Genomic DNA, 18,290 nt, shown 5'->3' on the forward strand with positions numbered 1-18,290 from the left:
AACTATGAGTCAACTTGCCACTTGGCGAACCGGCAGCACACGCGTGCTGCCGGGTTTTGGCCTTTCTATGGGTATCAGCGTGCTGTTTATCTCGCTGGTGCTGCTCTTACCGATTACCGGCCTGTTCGGCCAGTTAGCGGGGCTTAGCTTCGCCGAATACTGGGCGATTATCACCGAAGGCCGTGTGGTCGCAAGCTATATGGTGACCATTGGCGCGGCAGCCGTCGCGGCCATTATCAATGCCATCTTTGGCCTATTATTGGCTTGGGTGCTGGTGCGCTATGAGTTCCCTGGCAAGCGCTTACTGGATGCCTTGATGGATCTGCCCTTTGCGTTGCCCACCGCGGTGGCAGGCATTACGCTGGCAACGCTTTATGCCAGTAGCGGCTGGATGGGCCAACTGCTTGAACCGCTTGGTTTTCAGGTCGCCTATACCTGGGTAGGCATTGCGTTGGCCATGGCCTTTACCAGTATTCCGTTTGTAGTGCGCACCGTTCAACCAGTGCTGGAAGACTTACCCGCTGAAGTCGATGAAGCCGCCATGTCACTAGGTGCAACTGACGGTGTCGCCTTTCGTCGCGTGATCTTGCCGCATATCTGGCCTGCCTTAGTCACCGGTACCGGGCTTGCTTTTGTGCGCTCGTTAGGTGAGTTCGGGGCGATCATTTTTATCGCTGGCAATATGCCTTATGAAACCGAGATCACCGCACTGATGATCTTCGTCAAACTGCAAGAGTACGACTATGCGGGCGCATCGGCGATCGCTTCGGTCGTACTGTTCGTATCACTGGCGCTGCTACTGGCGATTAATGTTTGGCAGGGACGTTTTGTACGCCGCCTGCATGGAGGTAAGGGCTAATGCGCCGAATTGGTGATGCACCGGTTGTCCGGCGTCTGCTGATAGGAGCCGCCCTGGTACTGTCAGCACTTTTTTTGCTGCTGCCATTGGTGGCCATTTTTGCTCAGGCGTTTTCTGAGGGCGTCATGGTCTTCTGGGCCAATGTTAGCAATACCTTCACGCTGCATGCGATTGGCTTAACGCTGATGATTGCGCTACTCACTATCCCGGTGTGCTTGGTGTTTGGTGTGGCGCTGGCGTGGCTGGTAACACGCTTCAGTTTTCCCGGGCGACGCATTTTACAGACCCTGATCGATATTCCCTTTGCGGTCTCCCCCGTGGTGGCGGGTCTGATTTACTTGCTGCTGTATGGCCGCAACGGCTGGATCGGCACGTGGCTGGATGGCCACGATATTCAGCTGATGTTTGCCTGGCCGGGTATTCTGATGGTGACTATTTTTGTGACCTGCCCCTTTGTGGCTCGCGAACTTATCCCGTTGATGCAGGCCCAAGGCTCGCGTGAAGAAGAAGCGGCCGTGACGCTTGGCGCTTCCGGTTGGACGACATTTCGTCGCGTCACGCTACCCAACATTCGCTGGGCACTACTGTATGGCGTCATCCTCACCAATGCTCGTGCAGTCGGCGAATTCGGTGCCGTTTCGGTGGTCTCAGGTGCCATTCGCGGCCAGACCAATACACTGCCACTGCACCTTGAGCAGCTTTATCAGGATTACAACGCCGTAGGGGCTTTTGCCTGCGCGGCCTTACTCGCATTCATTGCCCTATTGACGCTCGCCGCGAAGGCTGGGCTGGAATGGCGCGCAGCGCGCCGGGAGGCATTTGCATGAGCATTCGCTTACACAACATCGCTAAGCACTTCGGCAATACCCAGGCATTAGAGCCAATCAATCTGGATATTCATGAAGGTGAGCTGGTCGGCCTGCTCGGTCCTTCGGGTTCAGGCAAAACCACCCTGCTGCGGATTATCGCCGGATTGGAAAATGCCGACCGCACCACCCAACCGGGTAAAATTCTGTTTGGCGACCGCGACGTGACCAACGTGCATGTACGCGACCGGCGGATTGGCTTTGTCTTCCAGCACTATGCGCTGTTCCGCCATATGAGCGTTTACGACAACGTGGCGTTTGGCCTGACCGTGCTCTCGCGCAAACGCCGCCCCAGCAGCGGTGAGATTCGTGCACGGGTGTTCAGGCTGCTTGAAATGGTCAAGCTGGAACATCTTGCCAACCGCTACCCCGCCCAACTTTCGGGCGGCCAGCAGCAGCGCGTGTCGTTGGCCCGCGCCTTAGCGGTGGAGCCTGAAGTATTGCTCTTGGACGAACCGTTTGGTGCCCTTGATGCCAAAGTACGCCAGGAGCTTCGCCGCTGGCTGCGTCATCTGCATGATGAGCTCAATTTCACCAGCGTCTTTGTAACTCACGATCAGGAAGAGGCACTGGAGCTTTCCGACCGCGTCGTGGTAATGAGCAATGGCCGTATAGAGCAGATCGACACCCCCGACGAGCTCTACCGCACGCCAGCAAATCGCTTTGTGTTTGAATTTTTAGGCGATGTCAACCACCTGGAAGGCAAAGTGAGTAACGGCGTATTGACCTGCGGCGATGCCTATTGGCACGTTGATCTGCCCGATGGTCATGAAGAGCTGTTGCTGCGCCCTCATGAAGTACGCCTGACCGAGCAGCCCACCTCGGAAAGCCATCTGCCGGTTACCATCACAGCGATCTCGCCAGTGGGCGCCGAAGTGCGCGTGGAGTTGGAAGCGGATTGGCTCGCCCAGCCGTGGCTGGCAACCGTGCGCCACACTGACTTTGAACACTTGGCACTACGCCGGGGGCAACGCTTATTCGCCCATCCCCGTCACTGGCGCCGCTTCCCCAAAGTCACTGAGAAAACGACGGAGCAGACACGCGTCGCGTAACGTTTCAATAGCCGCCCCGTCCCGGGGCGGCTTGCGTAAATAACTACTCGGATTAGTTCAAAAGCGCATTTGCCTAAACGTGAGGCTCACCCGCGGCTCGATATCTTTCTTGGTTTTGGGCAGGCTATGTAACCAGTTCTTTTGCGTGGCGCCTTTCATAATCAACAGACTACCGTGCTCTAACGTAAGAGAGACACTCTCGCCTGTTACCTTATGTTTAAAAGAAAACTTTCTTTCGCCGCCAAGCGTGAGCGCCCCGATTGATCCCTTTTCAACCAGATCCTTCTCGGCATCACTGTGCCAACTCATACCCTCATCCCCTGAGCTATAAAAATTACACAGGCATGAGTTAAAGGCATCTCCACAGTGGCTTTCCACCAACTGGTTCATATCGCGTAAAAAATCAGGCCATACCAACGCCGTTTTGGTATATCCAGAGTAGCTAGATTTGACCGGTTCATCTGCATACCATGCCATCTTTCGCTTAGTGACAATCTCTTTACCGTAAATAAGAGCGCGATCATGCTCCCAGCTCAATTCGTTAATGCACCTACTGAAGTACATATCGGCGGTAGAAGCGTCTAGGATTTTGCCGTGGTAATAGGCTGCCCCATCCCGTGGAAGCAGGTTAATCAATTTCATACCGTCGTTTTCAAATAGATCTGTATGCGTCATAGCGATGCCAATTGTATGCCTATTACAAAGACAGCAAGAAACGGGTTTTTCTCACCCTAACAAGGAAGCAATACTGAAAGCCATGCGGCAAAACACCCAGGCTGAGGCCTGTTGGCTAATCAGAAAATTTATAAAGGGAAACAAAATGAGAGCAATAGACTATATACGGCTACTGTCGCTAGCCGCTATCTGGGGAGCAAGCTTTCTTTTTATGAGAATCGCCTCACCGGCGATAGGCCCAATCAACACAGCATTTTTTAGAGTCTTTTTTGGCCTCATCGGTTTGGCTTTTATCATCGTTATCATACGTAAAAGCCTGGCGTTCAGAGGCAAACTAGGCAAAATTTTGATTTTAGGTGCCATAAACTCAGGCATCCCATTTCTTATGTACAGTATAGCAGCAACATTACTACCTGCTGGCTATTCAGCGATTCTAAATGCGACGACGCCTTTAACAGGTGCCATGATTGGCTTTTTTATCTTTAGCGAGAGTTTAACTATAAAAAAATGGCTGGGCGTAACGCTAGGCATTGTCGGTATTACAATAATTACTACAGTGGGTGAATCCAATATTGTTGGCAACATCTACATTGGCGTTGCCGCCTGCATTATAGCTACTATTGGTTATGGCTTTGCGGGATTTCTTACCCGAAGATGGATAACCCAGCAAGGCGGCCTGGATTCAACGCTAGTTGCGTTTGGCAGTCAAATAGGCGCGACCATTTTTCTCACTCCCTTTTTGATTTGGAACCTTTCATCTGGCCCCAACATTGATTGGCTTCAAGGTGATGTGTGGGTCAGCCTGCTAGCAGTCGGCTTTTTATGCACCTCCTTCGCTTATATTCTTTACTTTAGATTGATCGCCGACATTGGTCCGTTACGGTCGCTCACCGTTACTTTCTTGGTGCCGCCTTTCGCTGTGTTATGGGGCTTTTTAATCCTTGATGAAACGATTTCCAGCGGATTTTTACTTGGCTCTTTGGTCGTTTTACTTTCCGTTTGGCTAATCGTGAGCACTGATTCCAAAAAAACCACTTAGCGCACTATCTTGTTTTGCTTCTTTCGCAAATTCAGCGGCGTGCCGTAGAAAATAAATTAATAGTCTTTGAAAATAGCGAGCAAAGCCGTTTCACCAGAACATACCGTCAGCACGCTAGCCGCGTTATACTGGCCTTTTAGCCATAGCGGAGGAAGACCATGCTTCGGCGTCACTTTTTACGGATTTCAGGTGTTCTGCTTGCCAGCGCCTGGCTAGCCGGTTGTACTAGCCCGCAGTACCTGCAACTCAGCCCTGAACGCAGCGCCCAGGTGCCCCAGGTTGGCTCCGGCCAGCAGGTTACGGTAATTGCTCAAGATGGGCGCGAAAGCGATATTATTGGCAATCGTGCTGGCGGCGGAATGTCCACCGCGCATATCACCGTGAGCAGTCACGAATTGATTCCGCGCTTACAGCAAGAAGCTGAGCGCGCCGTTAGCGATATGGGCTTTACACCCACGACAGAACAAGCCGAGGGGCGTCCGAGTTTGACGCTGGAACTTGCCAGTCTGAATTACGCACGTGGCGAGAGCGGCCAGCCATTGGTAGACGAAGCGCGTCTTGAAGGTGTCTTCCGCGCTATTGCGCAAAATAAGGGCACTACTTATACCGGCACTTACACATCGCGCCGTACTCAGGGTTATGCGCTTAAACCCGACGCCGACAGTAATGCGCGCATGCTGAGCGATCTACTTAGCGATGGTATGAACCGTGCTTTTAGCGACCCTGAACTGGGCCAATTGCTCGCCCGCTAAGCTATTCCCTTGCACAAACCACATAAATGCGGGCTGCCCCTCTTAACTCTCTAGAGGCGCGGCCCGCGTCGTTCCAGCGCCCACACGCTCTCCGTGTAACCGCGTTCATCGGGGCTGCCCTGTTCTAGAAATGTTAATGTGAAATTAGGGGCGAACAAGCTTTCAATTTCGCTGGCGGGGACACTATAGGGAGGCCCTGCATCACCCTCGTTGTGGGCCAAACTAATCAGCAGACCTTTGGCGCCGGGCGGTACCAGTTGAGCAAGATGAAAAGCATAGCGCTGGCGGGTTGCTGGCGGCAGCGCTATCAGTGAAGCGCGATCATAAAACGCCCCAATTTCTGCGGCCTGCTGAATATGTAGGTGAAAAAAGTCCCCACACCAGAGTTCAACATTGCCTTGACGGGAGACATTGAATCCTGCCTGGCGATAACGCGACACAGCCATACTACGCTGAGCCAAAAACTGCTCAATGGCTTCAGGGGCAAACTCAATCCCCAATACCGGATACCCTTCATCTGCCAGCCAGCGCATATCCAGGCTCTTACCACACAGCGGCACAAGCACCTTGGTGCGTTTGGCAACACCAAGCGAGCCCCAATGGCGCAGTAGCGCCGGGTGCGCCTGCTGCAGATGAAAACCAATGCGCCCTTCTTGCCAGCGCTTGCGCCATTGATCACTCATTTTTTGCTACCTTGTCGTTGATCGCGCTATTAAAACCAACGGTCACGCTTTTTACGTCGACGTGGCAGATGCGGCACAATCAGGCCAACCAACAAGCCCGCGCCAGCCACACCACCGCCGTACATAAAGTAGCGCATCAACAGATCTTCTTCCTGGGTTTCTAAGCGCGCCTGAAGCCCTCTTACCTGCTGGCGCGACTGCTCAGCCTGACTGTCCAGCTCTTGATTACTCGCTTCAAGCTCGGCAATACGCCGTTCACGAACCTCAAGGGTTTCTGTCATTGAGGAAACCCGCTGTTCCCAGGCCTCATTGATGCCATCCAGCTCCGCGGTTAACTCCTCTACCTGCGCTTCTAACGCGGGTAGCTGCTCAACCGCACTCGGCGTCTGCTGAAGCTCGTCGCTCAATACCCAGACCGCATTGCCATCGCTATTACGAACCCGGGTGTAATTCCCGCTGGTTTCAAGAACATCGACCTGCTCACCGGCATTCAACGTACCGATGATGCGATAACCGTCCGTTGGGCCACTACGCACGTAGGTACTTAACTCGTCGGTCACCCATGCCTGGTTGTCGGATTGGGCGTTAGCATTAATGCTCGCCACACTTAGTAAAACGCCGGCCGCAGCGGCGTAATATCGAAAACGAATTTTATTTACCTGCATGACATCATGTCCTGATTTAAAACGCTGCAAGGCGGACGAAGCCAACAGCGCTTATCGCCTAACTTAGCGGTGCGCTTGTCTCATACGCTTACCCTTCTCCGCGCGGTGGCAACGAAAAGGGACGGGGGAACTCTGCTACTCGGGCATCAGTTTTAACCGCCTTCAATGGGCCTTCACGCTCTACTTCATCAATGCGCACAATAGCATTTAATGGTAAGTAGCTACGTTTGACACCATCAAAGGTTCGCTGCAATTTTTCAGTCGCAGGGTCGACGACTACCCGTGAAGCATCGTCAAAGACAAACTCCTCGACTTCAATAAAGCCCCAAAGTTCGCTCTGAAAGATTTCTCGGACGTATAAATCCCAAATTTCACCCTGCTGGTGAACCACCACACGGTAGATCGGCTTGGCCGCCATCTTGGCCTATTCCTCTTGCCATTTGTACATGAAGTTGAACCGACTAGCTTACCATATTCCTACCGCTACGACTTTACGCAAAGCCTTTAGCGAGTGCTGCGTTAATGCTGCGGATAATGGGCTCATTAGCCGCACCAGCCGCCCTCGTGTATGGTGGGCTGGGTGTTTTGGCAATTCTTTTCACTCACCAAGTAGGAGTCATCAACATGCAAAAGGATCCAAATAAGGGCTATATCGCTCTGCTCGGTTGGAGCCTCAATGCGATTGAAGCGGCTGAGAATTTTGATCGTCGCTACATTGTCGTTGCACCTGACTGGGCCGAAGAGTATTGCCAAAAACACGACATTCCCTATGTGCCTTGGAATTTCGAGCGCCTCAATGACCGCTCAATGGAAATCGCCGAGACACTCAAAGAAAAGGGTGTTGATGTCGCGATCCCTCTCTATGAAGAAACCGTAGAATGGGCTGGGGCCATCAACTCCGTACTGCTTGATAACCCACGTATTTATGGTCAATCGCTACTGCTTCGCGACAAGGCGTTGATGAAGCGTCGGGCCCAGTTAGGCGGCATCCGCGTCGGTATCTTTGAAGAAGCCCACGATAAAGAAGACGTGGTGCGCTTTCTCAAACGCGTTAACCAGACGCTGCTTAAGCTGGATGGTGACCCCAACGACCCCATTCACCTCAAGGCCTTCGATAAAGCAGGCTGCCTGGGCCACCGTGTTATTCGCACACCGGATGAAGTGGATACCATCCCGGACGAAGAGTTCCCGGTGCTGATGGAATCGCACCTGGACGGCTGGGAGTTTGCTGTCGAAGCGTGGATTCATGATGGCAAAATCGCCTTCTTGAACATCTCAGAATATGTAACGCTGGGTTACTCTGTATTTGTGCCTGCGTCTCCAGAGCTTGAGAAGTATCGCGAACAGATCACCGTGCAAATCGAAAAGCTAGTTAAAGCATTTGATATTGAGTTTGGCTTGATTCACCCCGAATACTTTGTCACCAGCGATGGTGAGATGTATTTTGGCGAAGTGGCTTACCGTCCGCCCGGTTTCAAAGTCTTTGAATTGTTAGAACGTGTTTACGGCTTTAATGCTTATCAAGCGTCAATGCTAGTGTTCGACCCGAAAACCACGAAAGAAGAAGTGGCCAAGTTTTTCCCGAAAGAAGTGGTCGATGCCGATGGCTTTGCCGGTTGCTTTGGCGTATACCCACGCCGTCGTGTGGTCAGCCGTTTGGAAATTCCCGAAGAGACCGAAGATCACCCCTACTTTGAGTCTCATGAGCTAACCTCACCAGTAGAAGAAACCGTTACCAAACGCACCGCGTTTGGTACCCATTGGGGTCTGGTCTACTTTAAAGGCGAGGATGCGCATACCATACGCGACCTATTAAAACGCCAAGAAGACCTCGACTTCTATGTATAATCCCTGCTAACGCTGGGATAAGGAGTCACCGTGGAGACTGATCAAGTTACGTCTTCTCAAGAAGATAGCAAGCTCAATGGATTGTTGAGCAAATTTGATGACGCTGTGCGCCTGCTTACGCAGGCGCCCGCCTTCTCAAAGCCCGCCAAGCTGCCGCGAGTAATGGATACTGCGCGGCGAATATTACTTCAGGATGGCGGTTGTGAAGCACTGGAATCCCGCGCGCAAGCGTTCGAGGAGGCTGGTGTGTTTTTAGGCTCCGACTGGGAAACTCCCCAATATCTGGTGCCGACCCTGACAACTTTTGCGCTGAAAAGCGCGGATGCCAACGTGGTCGTCATCGAAGCATTAAGCGAGCTTCGGCTTCTCGCCGTCGCTAAAGGCGACTTTATTCATCCCCTGATTTCCGCCGATCATGCGCACCATTACCTGACTCAGGTCATGGCCATTAATTTATGGCTGCTATTTTTACCGCCCAGTGAGGCGGAGCGGGAAACCCAGGGGCGCCTGGCGACCATTCCTCGCCAGCTTTTCCAGCACTTAGCGGATCGAATCGGCTACGAACATATCGTCGATCAACTGATTGATGAGATTTGGCGCATTTTAAAGCAGCGTCCCATCCAGGTTGACTCGATCAAACAGATGATCACCCAAATTGCCCTTTGCCAAGCCAACCCAGCAATTGATCTAGGAGCTAGTGGCCAAGGTGCCGACCGTTTGGTCAGCTCGCTTTACGGGCCCACTCAGGCCTGCCGGGAAGACCCTGGTGTCGATGTCTATCGTGATCGCTTAGAGCACATGGATCAAGCGGCGCTGCAGGCTGAATCCACGGGCTTTGCCAGAGCAATGCACGATACCGGTCTAGTTTCGCCCTATCACGCCGTGTTGCTACGCCACCTGCTTGAAGAGGGTGATCATTTACTCTCTGAAGCACTGGGCTTGTCGTCTACCGGGCGTGATTGCTTACTCTGCTACCGTGAGCTGGTTCAAGCGTTGATTCGTGGTGGGGTTTATCCTGCTACGTCGCAGGCGGTCTATGGCCTAGCGCTCATGCTCGAACGCGGCATTCTTTATCAGCCACCGGTGGCACCGGCCATGTGGCGTCAGCTTAATCTACCGCTCTCAGAGTGGGCCCAGTCACGACTCACTATCGCCTATGGCGACACTGTTTCGCCCCGTGCACGGCTGATTGAAGGCGTGCTATGCATGCTGGGTCTACCGTTAGGCGTTGGACAGGGTAATAACCCTACCTGCCAATCGGCACGCGCCCTTTCCATGTGGGCCTACAATGATCCGGACTATCTGCTGCAGATGGTGGCGTGGGCAGCGCGCGATGACGAACTCATTATGCATTTCGAGGGCCAGGCCATCTCATCGATGGAGAGCCTTTCTGGCGTTGCGACTGAATTGCCAATGGATTTAGATCCCGTGTCGCTGATTGTGGTGCCACACCTTGATCGCATTTATGCCGAAATGGGCCGACGTTGCATTGGTCGTGAGGGTGACCCTCACCGCTGGGTGAATCCTGAATTTCATGGCTGGTGGTCAGGACGCGGTTTCCGCATCAATGTCGATGTGGCCACCGGGCAGCTAAGCGATGTGGATGATTTTGTACGCCACTTCTATGCCAGCTATCACCCCTACTACAATGGCAACCAACCGCTGATTCATCCCCAGCCAGCGGGCATTGCGGTCACCGATAGCGCAGCACGCTTTATTGGCTGGCACGCGATCACCATTTTGCGGGCCTCCCTCGACCCATCTGACGTTATGCGGGTTTATTTTTATAATCCCAACAACGATAGCGGCCAGGATTGGGGCGACGGCGTCATTGTCAGCACCTCGGGTAACGGTGAACGCTTTGGTGAAGCATCGCTGCCTTTCGAACGCTTTGCATCGCGGCTGTATATTTATCATTACGACCCACTCGAGCGTGGTGAAGTAGTGTCTGTCACCGATGAAGAGTTGGAAAATGTGAAATATTACCTCCACCGTAGCTGGGGGGCATCGCGTTTACCGCCTGTCGAACTGCAGGCTGATCAAGGCCCTAACGCCCCACCGGATGCAGAATAAGCCGCCCTATTAACGACACTCTTAATCATTATGATGCGACTCGATCAACTATTGGTCAGCCAAGGGCTGGCCAATTCGCGTACCCGCGCCCAGCGGCTTATTCGACATGGGCGGGTTCGTCTTGCCAGTAACGGTAAGCCGTTAACTAAGGCGTCAGAAAAGTGGCCCGAAGATACTCGCTTTGAAGTGGAGGACGACCCTGAAGAGCGCTATGTCTCCCGCGCAGGTTTGAAACTGGAAGCGGTGCTGACAACGCTACAAATGCATTTCAATGAAGCGGTGGTACTCGATATAGGCCAATCGACCGGTGGCTTCACCGACTGCGCGCTGCGCTTTGGCGCGCGCCATGTCGTTGGTATAGAGGTTGGCCATGGGCAGCTGGCCCCCGAGCTACGTGGCGACCCACGCGTGACGTGCCTGGAGGGATTGAATGCGCGTTACATGAGTAGCGATGAAGCACTAAAAAGCGTGCTTGCCGCTCAACCCATCGATAGCGCCATTATGGATGTGTCATTTATCTCGCAAACGCTGATTCTGCCTGAAATTGTCGCTCTGCTGCCACAGGAAGGACAATTGATCTCCCTGGTTAAACCTCAGTTTGAGCTGAACGCAGAAGCTCTCAATAAACGCGGCGTGGTGCGTGACGCTAGGCGTTATAACGACGTTGAAACCAATATTCGCAGCACTTGTGACGCCTGCGGATTTACCATTCACCACTGGCAGGAGAGCCCGATTACCGGCAGCGATGGCAATCGGGAGTTTCTACTGCACGCCGTAAAAGGGGCTTAATAAAAAGCATCAAGTCGACGAAGGAGGTGTGAGCTGATTTGCGGACTGCACTTTTATCGCCTCGCCCTTATCGGGATGTAGCCATACGTCCATCTGCTCAAAGGCCACGCGTACACCCGCCTCACGAAACAGTGCATCAACCCGACAGTTAATTTCATCGGCAGCAAACAGCCTGTCGAGCAGGTCATTGACGAAAATACGTAGCTCGAAATTGAGGCTGTGTTGTCCGTAACTCAAACAAAAAACCTGAGGTTCAGGGTCTGCCAGCACGCGAGGATTTTCATCTGCGGCTTTGCGCAGCAGTTGATGCACCTTCGGCATGTCCGACCCATGAGCCACGCCGTAAGTCAGCACGACACGGGTGATATTATCCGACAGTGACCAGTTGATGAGTTGGTCGGTTACAAAGGTTTTATTGGGGATAATAATTTCTTTACGATCAAAATCAGTGACGGTGGTCGCCCGGATGCGGATACGGCTGACAGTACCGTGCAAATTACCAATCGTGATCGTGTCGCCAATACGAATTGGCCGCTCAAACAGAATGATCAAACCGGATATAAAGTTGGCAAAAATTTCCTGTAAACCAAACCCTAACCCCACACTCAGGGCGGCCACCAGCCACTGCAGCTTGTCCCAGGAGACGCCAAGGGTCGATAACCCCATCACAATCCCCGTGCCCACAATGGTGTAGGAGAGCAGCGAGCTAATGGCATAGGCGCTGCCCTGTTTCAAGGACATCCGAGATAACACCATCACTTCTAACAAGCCGGGTAAGTTGCCCGCCATGATAAATGTAATGGCGACAATCAGTAGGGCAGCAAAGATGTCCGATATCGATAACGCGTTATCAACCAGATCTCCCTCTTGCGCCTCCCACAGTGATACGTTGTCCAGATAGCCAAGCACCGAAAGCAAGTCTGCCCAGACCAAATAAAGCAGGGCACTAAAGCCAATCAACACAATCAGCTTGGAAAGCCGCAGCGACTGGCTATTGATTTGCGCCATATCAAGCGGTGGCTCTTCGACAACTTCTAACCCACCTTCTGCACCTTCTTGCACCTGAGCGCGACGGCGCGCCAGCGCACGGCGATAGGCGAGCCGACGAGCAGCTACTGCCAAGCTGCGCACCAACGTGGCTTCCACAACCACCCACAGCCCCAGCAGGTAAAGCGTAATGGCGAACCTGCCTACTAGGCGCAACGCAGTATATTCATAGCCCCAGGCGACTAATCCCAGCAGCATCAGCGGCACCGACGCCATCGCCAGCCCCAACAGCAAACGAAACAGACGCACGCCAAAAATGGGGATATGCGCCAGTATCAATTGCGCCAGCCACCAGCTCATGGCTATCAAACCAAGCGACAGTAATGCTAGCGCAACGGGACGCAGTGCTAACGGAGTCTCCATCTCACCCGACATCGCGGCAATGGCAATGACGGGCACCAAAGCGACCCCTAATCCGCCTAACAGTTGGCGTAACCGAGCAGTGTATTGAGGTGACCAGGTAAAATGACGCTCAGCCACCCCATCAGCAACCAATAGTCGGCGCCCCCATGCCACTACGCCCCAACTCAGGGCTAACTGAAGCAGTGCCGGAGCAACGCTAGTTGCCAACGGCCCCGCCGCGCCTAATAACCCGCCCCCAATACCCGCTAACGCTAAGGGTCCAGGCAGCGCCAGCAATGCATTTAGCAGCACTGCTTTCGGCGTGTGCAGCTGGGTGTCGCTTTTCAAGCGTCCGATTTGTGAATGCAGGTTCGCCAAGCGCGTCTTAATTTGGCGACGTAACCCCATCAGCACGAGTCCCACCAACACAAGCGGTGCCCCGTTAAGCACTTGCCAAGAGAGTCCTTGCCAACGGGTGGGCAGAATGGCGCGCCACTCTCCCTCTTGCCACTCTAGGCGTAAATTATTCGGCAACTGGCGCAGCCAGTTAACGTCCAGCGGGCGGCTGTTGGCGACCCAAAATAGCTGTTCATCAATGGTTTCACGCAGCTCACTGGTGGTCGTTAATACCTGCTGCTGGTTCAGTTGTAGCTCGATCGCTGCACTCAACAAGCTACCATAGGACTGCTCCAATTGTTCGACCAGCTCCCGCCGGGACTGATAGAGCCGTGAGAGTGAATCCACCAGTTCTGGCGTCGCTTCTATGCCCGCTTCGACTAGCTGCTCAGTAGCAAACTGCTCGCTTTGGCGTAACTGGTCACGCTGACGGACTAAATCAAATTGCTTCAAACGCAGATCGGCAATTTCATCCTGCAAATCGCGCCGTGCGATTAATGGCGGGAGGGATTGGCGCTGCTCACGCAGAATACGCGACAGCAGTTGGCTTCCGCGTATGGCATTAATTTGCTCATTCAGGCTGCGCTGTAGTTGGCGGACATGCTCCAACTGGCGCTGGGCTTCAATATTCTCACGCACGATACTGTTAGCGCGGTCGGTGGCCCGTAGCAGTTCAAGGCTTAATGTTTGGTTGGCTTGTTGGGCTTGCACCACCACTGGGTGGCCAGCGGCAATTAAGGGGTTATCCCGGGCGGCATCAGCAATCGCTTGCTCTGAGGCCAAACGCCGCTGTTGGTCTATCACCCCTTGCAGCATACTGAGCTGCTGTTCTTGATAATCAATTTGCAACATAAGAACATCACGGCGCTCCTGCGCCAATTCGCGCAACCGGCTATTCGCGCTGAGTTCACGCTGGTAAAAGCTTACTTCGCGGTCAGCAAGTGCGCGCTCAAGGCTCAGCTGTATAAGCCGTGCATCATTCAATGCCGAAAGTTGCCGATCTGCTAGCAAAGCCTCGCGCTCAGCGTGTTGTCGGCGTAAACTCTCCGCGCGCTGAAGGGATTCAGCGATAGATTGTTGGGCACGCTCAGGGAGTGTTTGGGCAGCCAGTAGTTGGGAGTTCACTTCCGCTAGCTGGCTTTGCAGCTGCTGAAGTTCGACCACCGCTTCAGTTTGCAGGGTTTCCAGCTCGTCAAGGGGCCGGTCACTCAAACCAGCCACGGACAGTTGCTGTGACGCTTCTTCGGCTTCGCTCAACTCACGCTGCAAACGAGTTAGTAATTCTGGGGCTTGCTCTACGCGCGTATCTAACGCGGCCAGGCGCTCATCGACAGAGGCTAGCCGTTCATAGGCATCAAGAGCGGCCTCCAAGGCCTCTTTATCGCTGGTTTGTTGGGCGGTCAATGCGCCCTCAAGCGCTTCCAACTGAGCAAGCCTTGATGCCAGCTCAGCCTGCTCAGGCACGCGTTCGAGCATGCTGGCCTGGAATGTGGCCTGGGCCGCGGCACTGCTCACAATAAGCAGCAAGAATAAACACGTTACGATCCACTTACAGGTGCATCTCACCACGTTACTTATGCCTCGTTGACATCGAAAGCTCCGCAGACACGGATAATAGGCGTATTGTCAGACGTTCTGATAGCCAGCGCAATCAGAGGTGTTGACTTCCGCAGGCGGCGTGATAGAAACAACCATGGCATTTGCCTATTCATTCATTTTGCGAGCCACCTTAGATGGTTATCCGAAAACTACCGATCACGAAATTATTGGTTCTGCTGGGTCTTGCTACGTTGAGTGCAAGCTCCTTCGCTGAGTCCCAACAAGAGATTGAGGCGCGTATCCGTGCCCTCAACGCTGAGCTATATGATCTGCATCAACAGTTGCAGCAGGTAGAAAAAACCGAAGACGCCGCCCAAGGCTTACCATTTGAGCAGTTGCCTGAAGAAGCTGCCAGAGAAGACTTGAGCGAGCGCCGTGAACTTGAGCAGGAATCAAGCCGAAACCCGTTTTCAATCACAACGCACCGCACCAATTATCTGTTTCCGGTTAGCTATAATGCGAACCAGAACCGCGAAAGCTTTCGCAATATCTCAGACGACAGCGAAATAGATAGCGTAGAGCTTAAGTTCCAGTTTAGCGCCAAGGTAAATCTGGCTGAGCAGGTGTTTGGCAACTACGGTGACGTCTTTTTTGGCTACACCCAGCGCAGCTGGTGGCAGGCCTACAATACCGACGCTTCATCGCCTTTCAGGGAAACCAACTACGAACCTGAAATATTCATCGATTTTGACAATGCTTGGGAGGCGCTTGGCTGGGTGAACACCCGCAACCGAATCGCCCTTAATCACCAGTCTAATGGTCGCTCAGATCCTCTCTCCCGTAGTTGGAACCGGGTGTATCTTGAAAGTACTTTCCAGCGCGGTGACTGGGCGTTCACCCTGGCACCCCATTGGCGGATACCGGAATCCACAAAGGATGACGACAACCCAGATATCGAACGTTACATGGGGTACGGCGATATTCGCCTCGCCAAGCGCCTTAATAACAACCATGAAGTGAGTGGACAGCTGCGTGGCAACCCAAGCGCTGGCAATATAGGCACACAGATAGATTACAGCTGGCCTGCTTTCAACAGCTTGCGAGCACATGTACAGTATTACTATGGCTACGGCGAAAGCATGATCGATTACGATCACCGTGTGCATCGCTTAAGCCTGGGGTTCAGTTTAAATCCCTTATTTAGTGCCACAGGGCTGAACCGATAGGTGTAACTGCTTGTCTGTTGTCAGGTGGCTGCTATGCTTGTAGCAGCCCTCTCATTCATTCGTCAAAGGAAGACTTCATGGCCAAACGTCAGCAAACTTATTCTACGCAAGCCGATCAACTTAAAGATGATCTGCGCCATTTGAGCGAAACCGTTGAAGAACTCGTCAACGCGACAGCTAAAGATGCCAGCGGAGAGATGAACGATCTACGTACTCGCGCCGAGCGCCGATTAAAAGATACCCGTGCGCGCCTTGAAGCTCGCGGCGAACGCATCTATGACGACACGCGCGACTCACTGACACAGCAAGCTGATGCCTGTGACCGCTATGTTCATGAAAACCCCTGGACGAGCATTGGCATTGGTGCCGCAGCAGGTATGGTTGTGGGTATGCTGCTCGGTCGTCGCTAATGGCTTTGGGTCCAACCCAACGCGTCTTCTCTGCTGCCAAACGCTTACTAAAATCGCTGATCGCTAATAGCGAAACTCGCCTGCGTTTGGCGGTGTTTGAGTTGGAAGAAGAGCGTGCGCGGCTACTGGTTTTACTCCTTCTTGCAGGAGCGAGCTTACTGTTGCTCTTGCTGGGTATTGCCACACTGACAGCGCTGGTTGTGGTTCTGTTCTGGGATAGCTATCGTTTAACCGCCATCGCCATAAGCGCTGGGGTGTTGATAGGTGCCAGTTTGTTACTAGCGTGGATCGCTGTTCGCCAGTCGAAGCGCCATTCTCTTTTAAAAGAAACACTCAAACAGCTTGCCGCAGATCGAGCACTGCTTGAGGAGCCAAGTGATGAAACCATCCGCAGACACCGCTAACCCCCCAACAAAGCCACTAAGCCGTGCTGAACGTAAAGCCCTGCTGCTGGCAGAATTGGAGCAGCAGCGCGTGGATATTCTGGTCGATAGCGAATACCTGCAGCAAGCCGCCTCGCCCCTGGATAAAAACTGGCAAAGTTTCAAGCTGCCGCTTTACGCCGTCGGCGGTTTTGCCGCATTCAGACTAATGCGCCACCCAGGTGGAGCAATGGCGGCAGGCAGAAAAGTGCTTGCAGGCTATATGCTACTCAAGAAGCTTAAGTTATTAGCCAAAGTGGCTACTTAAGCCTGTTGCTAATACCCTGAGCGAGTGGCGTTGCCTAGCAAGACTGACCACAGGCTACGCCACTCGCCCACGCCCACTGAAAGTTATACCCACCAAGCTCGCCTGTTACATCCACTACTTCACCGATAAACCGCAGCTGTGGCAATCCTTTCACTTCAAAGGTTTTGGATGATAGCGCGTCGGTATTGACTCCCCCCATGGTCACTTCAGCAGTACGCCATCCTTCAGTACCCGCCGGCTTCAGTTGCCAGGCATTAAGCCTGCCAGCCCATTCGTCCAAGGCGTGATTGGCATATTGAGCGAGCGGCCGCGCAGGATCATGATCGGGATACCACTCAAGCAACGCTTGGGCCAAGCGCTTCGGAAAACGTTCCGTCAGCCACGTAGAAAGTTGACGCTTGGGCGTTTCTTGACGCGCCTCACGCAGCGATTCCGCCACATTTTCACCAGGCAATAGATCAACGGTAAGACTCTCCCCTGGCTGCCAAACGCTGGATACCTGCAGCATCGCTGGCCCAGACAGGCCGCGATGGGTAAACAGCATAGGATCAACGAAGCGACTGCTGCCAGCACTGGCGGCCACTGGTATGCTAACGCCCGAGAGTGCCGCTGCACGCGCTTTCCAGGTATCGCTGAGGGTGAACGGCACCAACCCCGGCCGGGTATCGAACACTTCCAAGCCAAATTGACGCGCTATGTCGTAGCCAAATCCCGTCGCTCCCATGCTCGGAATAGAAAGCCCCCCGCTGGCCACTACCACCACTCCGGCATCAATTTTACCGATCGACGTCGTCAGCCGCATGGCATTGCCCTGCTGTTCCACGCGGGTAATCTGAGTACTGAGTTTTATTTCAGCCCCAGCCCACTCGCACTCGGTGAGTAGGGTGCGAACAATTTCCTTGGCGGAGGTTGCGCAGAACAGCTGCCCCGGTGTTTTCTCAACATGCTCAACGCCATGGCGCTCAACGAGCTCGACAAAGTGTTCTGGGCGGTAGCGCTTGAGCGCCGATATACAAAAGTAAGGATTTGAAGAGTAAAAATGCTGTGGCGTCGTGCCTAGATTGGTAAAGTTGCAGCGGCCGCCGCCGGACATCAGAATCTTTTTGCCCGCTTTGTTAGCATGATCAAGCACCAAGACCCGTTTACCGGCATAGCCCGCTTGCGCTGCGCACATCAACCCTGCGGCGCCAGCGCCAATGATAACGACATCATAGATCATAATGGGCAGTTCATATTGGACGACATTCAAGGCGGCTCCGAGTGCAAAAAACAGGCATTCTATCAGGGGCATGCTTGATAAATTTTTATATTAAAAAAATACTCTGCATAATAAACGTAT

Annotated in this window: 18 protein-coding genes; 12 read left to right on the forward strand and 6 right to left on the reverse strand. The window is 53.3% G+C overall.

What is annotated here, in order from left to right; translation table 11 throughout:
* The first annotated feature begins 4 nt into the window (after positions 1-4).
* Genes cysT through Q3Y66_RS12680 form a run of 3 tightly spaced genes read left to right on the forward strand, consistent with a single transcriptional unit; the run spans position 5 to position 2,777 of the window.
* On the forward strand, positions 5-859 hold the full coding sequence (gene cysT, locus Q3Y66_RS12670; RefSeq protein ID WP_008959571.1) for a sulfate ABC transporter permease subunit CysT: 855 nt from the start codon (positions 5-7) through the stop codon (positions 857-859).
* Complete coding sequence (gene cysW, locus Q3Y66_RS12675; protein ID WP_008959572.1) at positions 859-1,686, forward strand: sulfate ABC transporter permease subunit CysW; 828 nt, start codon at positions 859-861, stop codon at positions 1,684-1,686. The genes cysT and cysW overlap by 1 nt, the downstream gene beginning before the upstream one ends.
* A complete protein-coding gene (locus Q3Y66_RS12680) occupies positions 1,683-2,777 on the forward strand; it encodes a sulfate/molybdate ABC transporter ATP-binding protein (RefSeq protein WP_008959573.1) in 1,095 nt (364 codons plus the stop codon). The genes cysW and Q3Y66_RS12680 overlap by 4 nt, the downstream gene beginning before the upstream one ends.
* A 57-nt stretch (positions 2,778-2,834) precedes the next feature.
* Here the strand turns inward: Q3Y66_RS12680 and Q3Y66_RS12685 are convergent, their stop codons facing one another.
* On the reverse strand, positions 2,835-3,452 hold the full coding sequence (locus Q3Y66_RS12685) for an alpha-ketoglutarate-dependent dioxygenase AlkB (protein WP_008959574.1): 618 nt from the start codon (positions 3,450-3,452) through the stop codon (positions 2,835-2,837).
* 4 nt (positions 3,453-3,456) lie between these two features.
* On the opposite strand from Q3Y66_RS12685, the gene Q3Y66_RS12690 reads away from it, so the two are divergent.
* The gene (locus Q3Y66_RS12690; protein ID WP_238528592.1) at positions 3,457-4,491 is read left to right on the forward strand and encodes a DMT family transporter; all 1,035 of its coding nucleotides are present in this window, start codon (positions 3,457-3,459) and stop codon (positions 4,489-4,491) included.
* 158 nt (positions 4,492-4,649) lie between these two features.
* A complete protein-coding gene (locus tag Q3Y66_RS12695) occupies positions 4,650-5,243 on the forward strand; it encodes a YajG family lipoprotein (RefSeq protein ID WP_008959576.1) in 594 nt (197 codons plus the stop codon).
* 50 nt (positions 5,244-5,293) lie between these two features.
* On the opposite strand, the gene Q3Y66_RS12700 is transcribed toward Q3Y66_RS12695, so the two are convergent.
* The 3 genes from Q3Y66_RS12700 to Q3Y66_RS12710 form a co-directional block, all read right to left on the reverse strand.
* A complete protein-coding gene (locus Q3Y66_RS12700; RefSeq protein WP_008959577.1) occupies positions 5,294-5,926 on the reverse strand; it encodes a thiopurine S-methyltransferase in 633 nt (210 codons plus the stop codon).
* 29 nt (positions 5,927-5,955) lie between these two features.
* Positions 5,956-6,591 carry a TIGR04211 family SH3 domain-containing protein gene (locus tag Q3Y66_RS12705; protein ID WP_008959578.1) on the reverse strand — a complete coding sequence of 212 codons (636 nt, stop codon included), beginning with the start codon at positions 6,589-6,591 and terminating at the stop codon, positions 5,956-5,958.
* Positions 6,592-6,679: 88 nt separating this feature from the next.
* Positions 6,680-7,009 (reverse strand): DUF1820 family protein, encoded by a 330-nt coding sequence (locus Q3Y66_RS12710; protein WP_008959579.1) that lies wholly within the window; start codon positions 7,007-7,009, stop codon positions 6,680-6,682.
* 206 nt (positions 7,010-7,215) lie between these two features.
* Here Q3Y66_RS12710 and Q3Y66_RS12715 point away from each other — a divergent pair, with 206 nt between their 5' ends.
* The 3 genes from Q3Y66_RS12715 to Q3Y66_RS12725 are packed head-to-tail and all read left to right on the forward strand — an operon-like array spanning position 7,216 to position 11,301.
* Positions 7,216-8,439, forward strand: coding sequence for an acetyl-CoA carboxylase biotin carboxylase subunit family protein (locus Q3Y66_RS12715; protein WP_008959580.1), 1,224 nt, complete (start codon positions 7,216-7,218; stop codon positions 8,437-8,439).
* Between the two features lie 30 nt (positions 8,440-8,469).
* Complete coding sequence (locus tag Q3Y66_RS12720; protein WP_008959581.1) at positions 8,470-10,512, forward strand: hypothetical protein; 2,043 nt, start codon at positions 8,470-8,472, stop codon at positions 10,510-10,512.
* 30 nt (positions 10,513-10,542) lie between these two features.
* Positions 10,543-11,301: a TlyA family RNA methyltransferase gene (locus Q3Y66_RS12725; RefSeq protein ID WP_008959582.1), complete on the forward strand. Its 759-nt coding sequence runs from the start codon at positions 10,543-10,545 to the stop codon at positions 11,299-11,301.
* A gap of 9 nt (positions 11,302-11,310) precedes the next feature.
* Here the strand turns inward: Q3Y66_RS12725 and mscK are convergent, their stop codons facing one another.
* On the reverse strand, positions 11,311-14,655 hold the full coding sequence (gene mscK, locus Q3Y66_RS12730; RefSeq protein ID WP_035587378.1) for a mechanosensitive channel MscK: 3,345 nt from the start codon (positions 14,653-14,655) through the stop codon (positions 11,311-11,313).
* A 164-nt stretch (positions 14,656-14,819) separates the two neighbouring features.
* On the opposite strand from mscK, the gene Q3Y66_RS12735 reads away from it, so the two are divergent.
* The 4 genes from Q3Y66_RS12735 to Q3Y66_RS12750 all read left to right on the forward strand — a co-directional run bounded on the left by Q3Y66_RS12735 (position 14,820) and on the right by Q3Y66_RS12750 (position 16,951).
* Positions 14,820-15,851: a phospholipase A gene (locus tag Q3Y66_RS12735; RefSeq protein WP_008959584.1), complete on the forward strand. Its 1,032-nt coding sequence runs from the start codon at positions 14,820-14,822 to the stop codon at positions 15,849-15,851.
* Positions 15,852-15,928: 77 nt separating this feature from the next.
* The gene (locus tag Q3Y66_RS12740) at positions 15,929-16,261 is read left to right on the forward strand and encodes a YqjD family protein (RefSeq protein WP_008959585.1); all 333 of its coding nucleotides are present in this window, start codon (positions 15,929-15,931) and stop codon (positions 16,259-16,261) included.
* Positions 16,261-16,665: a phage holin family protein gene (locus Q3Y66_RS12745; RefSeq protein WP_008959586.1), complete on the forward strand. Its 405-nt coding sequence runs from the start codon at positions 16,261-16,263 to the stop codon at positions 16,663-16,665. The genes Q3Y66_RS12740 and Q3Y66_RS12745 overlap by 1 nt, the downstream gene beginning before the upstream one ends.
* The gene (locus Q3Y66_RS12750; protein WP_008959587.1) at positions 16,640-16,951 is read left to right on the forward strand and encodes a YqjK family protein; all 312 of its coding nucleotides are present in this window, start codon (positions 16,640-16,642) and stop codon (positions 16,949-16,951) included. Before Q3Y66_RS12745 ends, Q3Y66_RS12750 begins: the two co-directional genes overlap by 26 nt.
* A gap of 34 nt (positions 16,952-16,985) precedes the next feature.
* On the opposite strand, the gene Q3Y66_RS12755 is transcribed toward Q3Y66_RS12750, so the two are convergent.
* Complete coding sequence (locus Q3Y66_RS12755; protein ID WP_035587380.1) at positions 16,986-18,170, reverse strand: NAD(P)/FAD-dependent oxidoreductase; 1,185 nt, start codon at positions 18,168-18,170, stop codon at positions 16,986-16,988.
* Positions 18,171-18,290: the final 120 nt, after the last annotated feature.

It is taken from the genome of Halomonas sp. HAL1, from assembly GCF_030544485.1.
Taxonomy (GTDB): Bacteria; Pseudomonadota; Gammaproteobacteria; order Pseudomonadales; family Halomonadaceae; genus Vreelandella; species Vreelandella arctica.

Coding starts and splice junctions, on each gene's coding strand:
- cysT (WP_008959571.1), top strand. CDS start 5: ATGAGTCAACTTGCCACTTGGCGAACCGGCAGCACACGCGTGCTGCCG.
- cysW (WP_008959572.1), top strand. CDS start 859: ATGCGCCGAATTGGTGATGCACCGGTTGTCCGGCGTCTGCTGATAGGA.
- Q3Y66_RS12680 (WP_008959573.1), top strand. CDS start 1,683: ATGAGCATTCGCTTACACAACATCGCTAAGCACTTCGGCAATACCCAG.
- Q3Y66_RS12685 (WP_008959574.1), bottom strand. CDS start 3,452: ATGACGCATACAGATCTATTTGAAAACGACGGTATGAAATTGATTAAC.
- Q3Y66_RS12690 (WP_238528592.1), top strand. CDS start 3,457: ATGCCAATTGTATGCCTATTACAAAGACAGCAAGAAACGGGTTTTTCT.
- Q3Y66_RS12695 (WP_008959576.1), top strand. CDS start 4,650: ATGCTTCGGCGTCACTTTTTACGGATTTCAGGTGTTCTGCTTGCCAGC.
- Q3Y66_RS12700 (WP_008959577.1), bottom strand. CDS start 5,926: ATGAGTGATCAATGGCGCAAGCGCTGGCAAGAAGGGCGCATTGGTTTT.
- Q3Y66_RS12705 (WP_008959578.1), bottom strand. CDS start 6,591: ATGCAGGTAAATAAAATTCGTTTTCGATATTACGCCGCTGCGGCCGGC.
- Q3Y66_RS12710 (WP_008959579.1), bottom strand. CDS start 7,009: ATGGCGGCCAAGCCGATCTACCGTGTGGTGGTTCACCAGCAGGGTGAA.
- Q3Y66_RS12715 (WP_008959580.1), top strand. CDS start 7,216: ATGCAAAAGGATCCAAATAAGGGCTATATCGCTCTGCTCGGTTGGAGC.
- Q3Y66_RS12725 (WP_008959582.1), top strand. CDS start 10,543: ATGATGCGACTCGATCAACTATTGGTCAGCCAAGGGCTGGCCAATTCG.
- Q3Y66_RS12735 (WP_008959584.1), top strand. CDS start 14,820: ATGGTTATCCGAAAACTACCGATCACGAAATTATTGGTTCTGCTGGGT.
- Q3Y66_RS12740 (WP_008959585.1), top strand. CDS start 15,929: ATGGCCAAACGTCAGCAAACTTATTCTACGCAAGCCGATCAACTTAAA.
- Q3Y66_RS12745 (WP_008959586.1), top strand. CDS start 16,261: ATGGCTTTGGGTCCAACCCAACGCGTCTTCTCTGCTGCCAAACGCTTA.
- Q3Y66_RS12750 (WP_008959587.1), top strand. CDS start 16,640: ATGAAACCATCCGCAGACACCGCTAACCCCCCAACAAAGCCACTAAGC.
- Q3Y66_RS12755 (WP_035587380.1), bottom strand. CDS start 18,170: ATGATCTATGATGTCGTTATCATTGGCGCTGGCGCCGCAGGGTTGATG.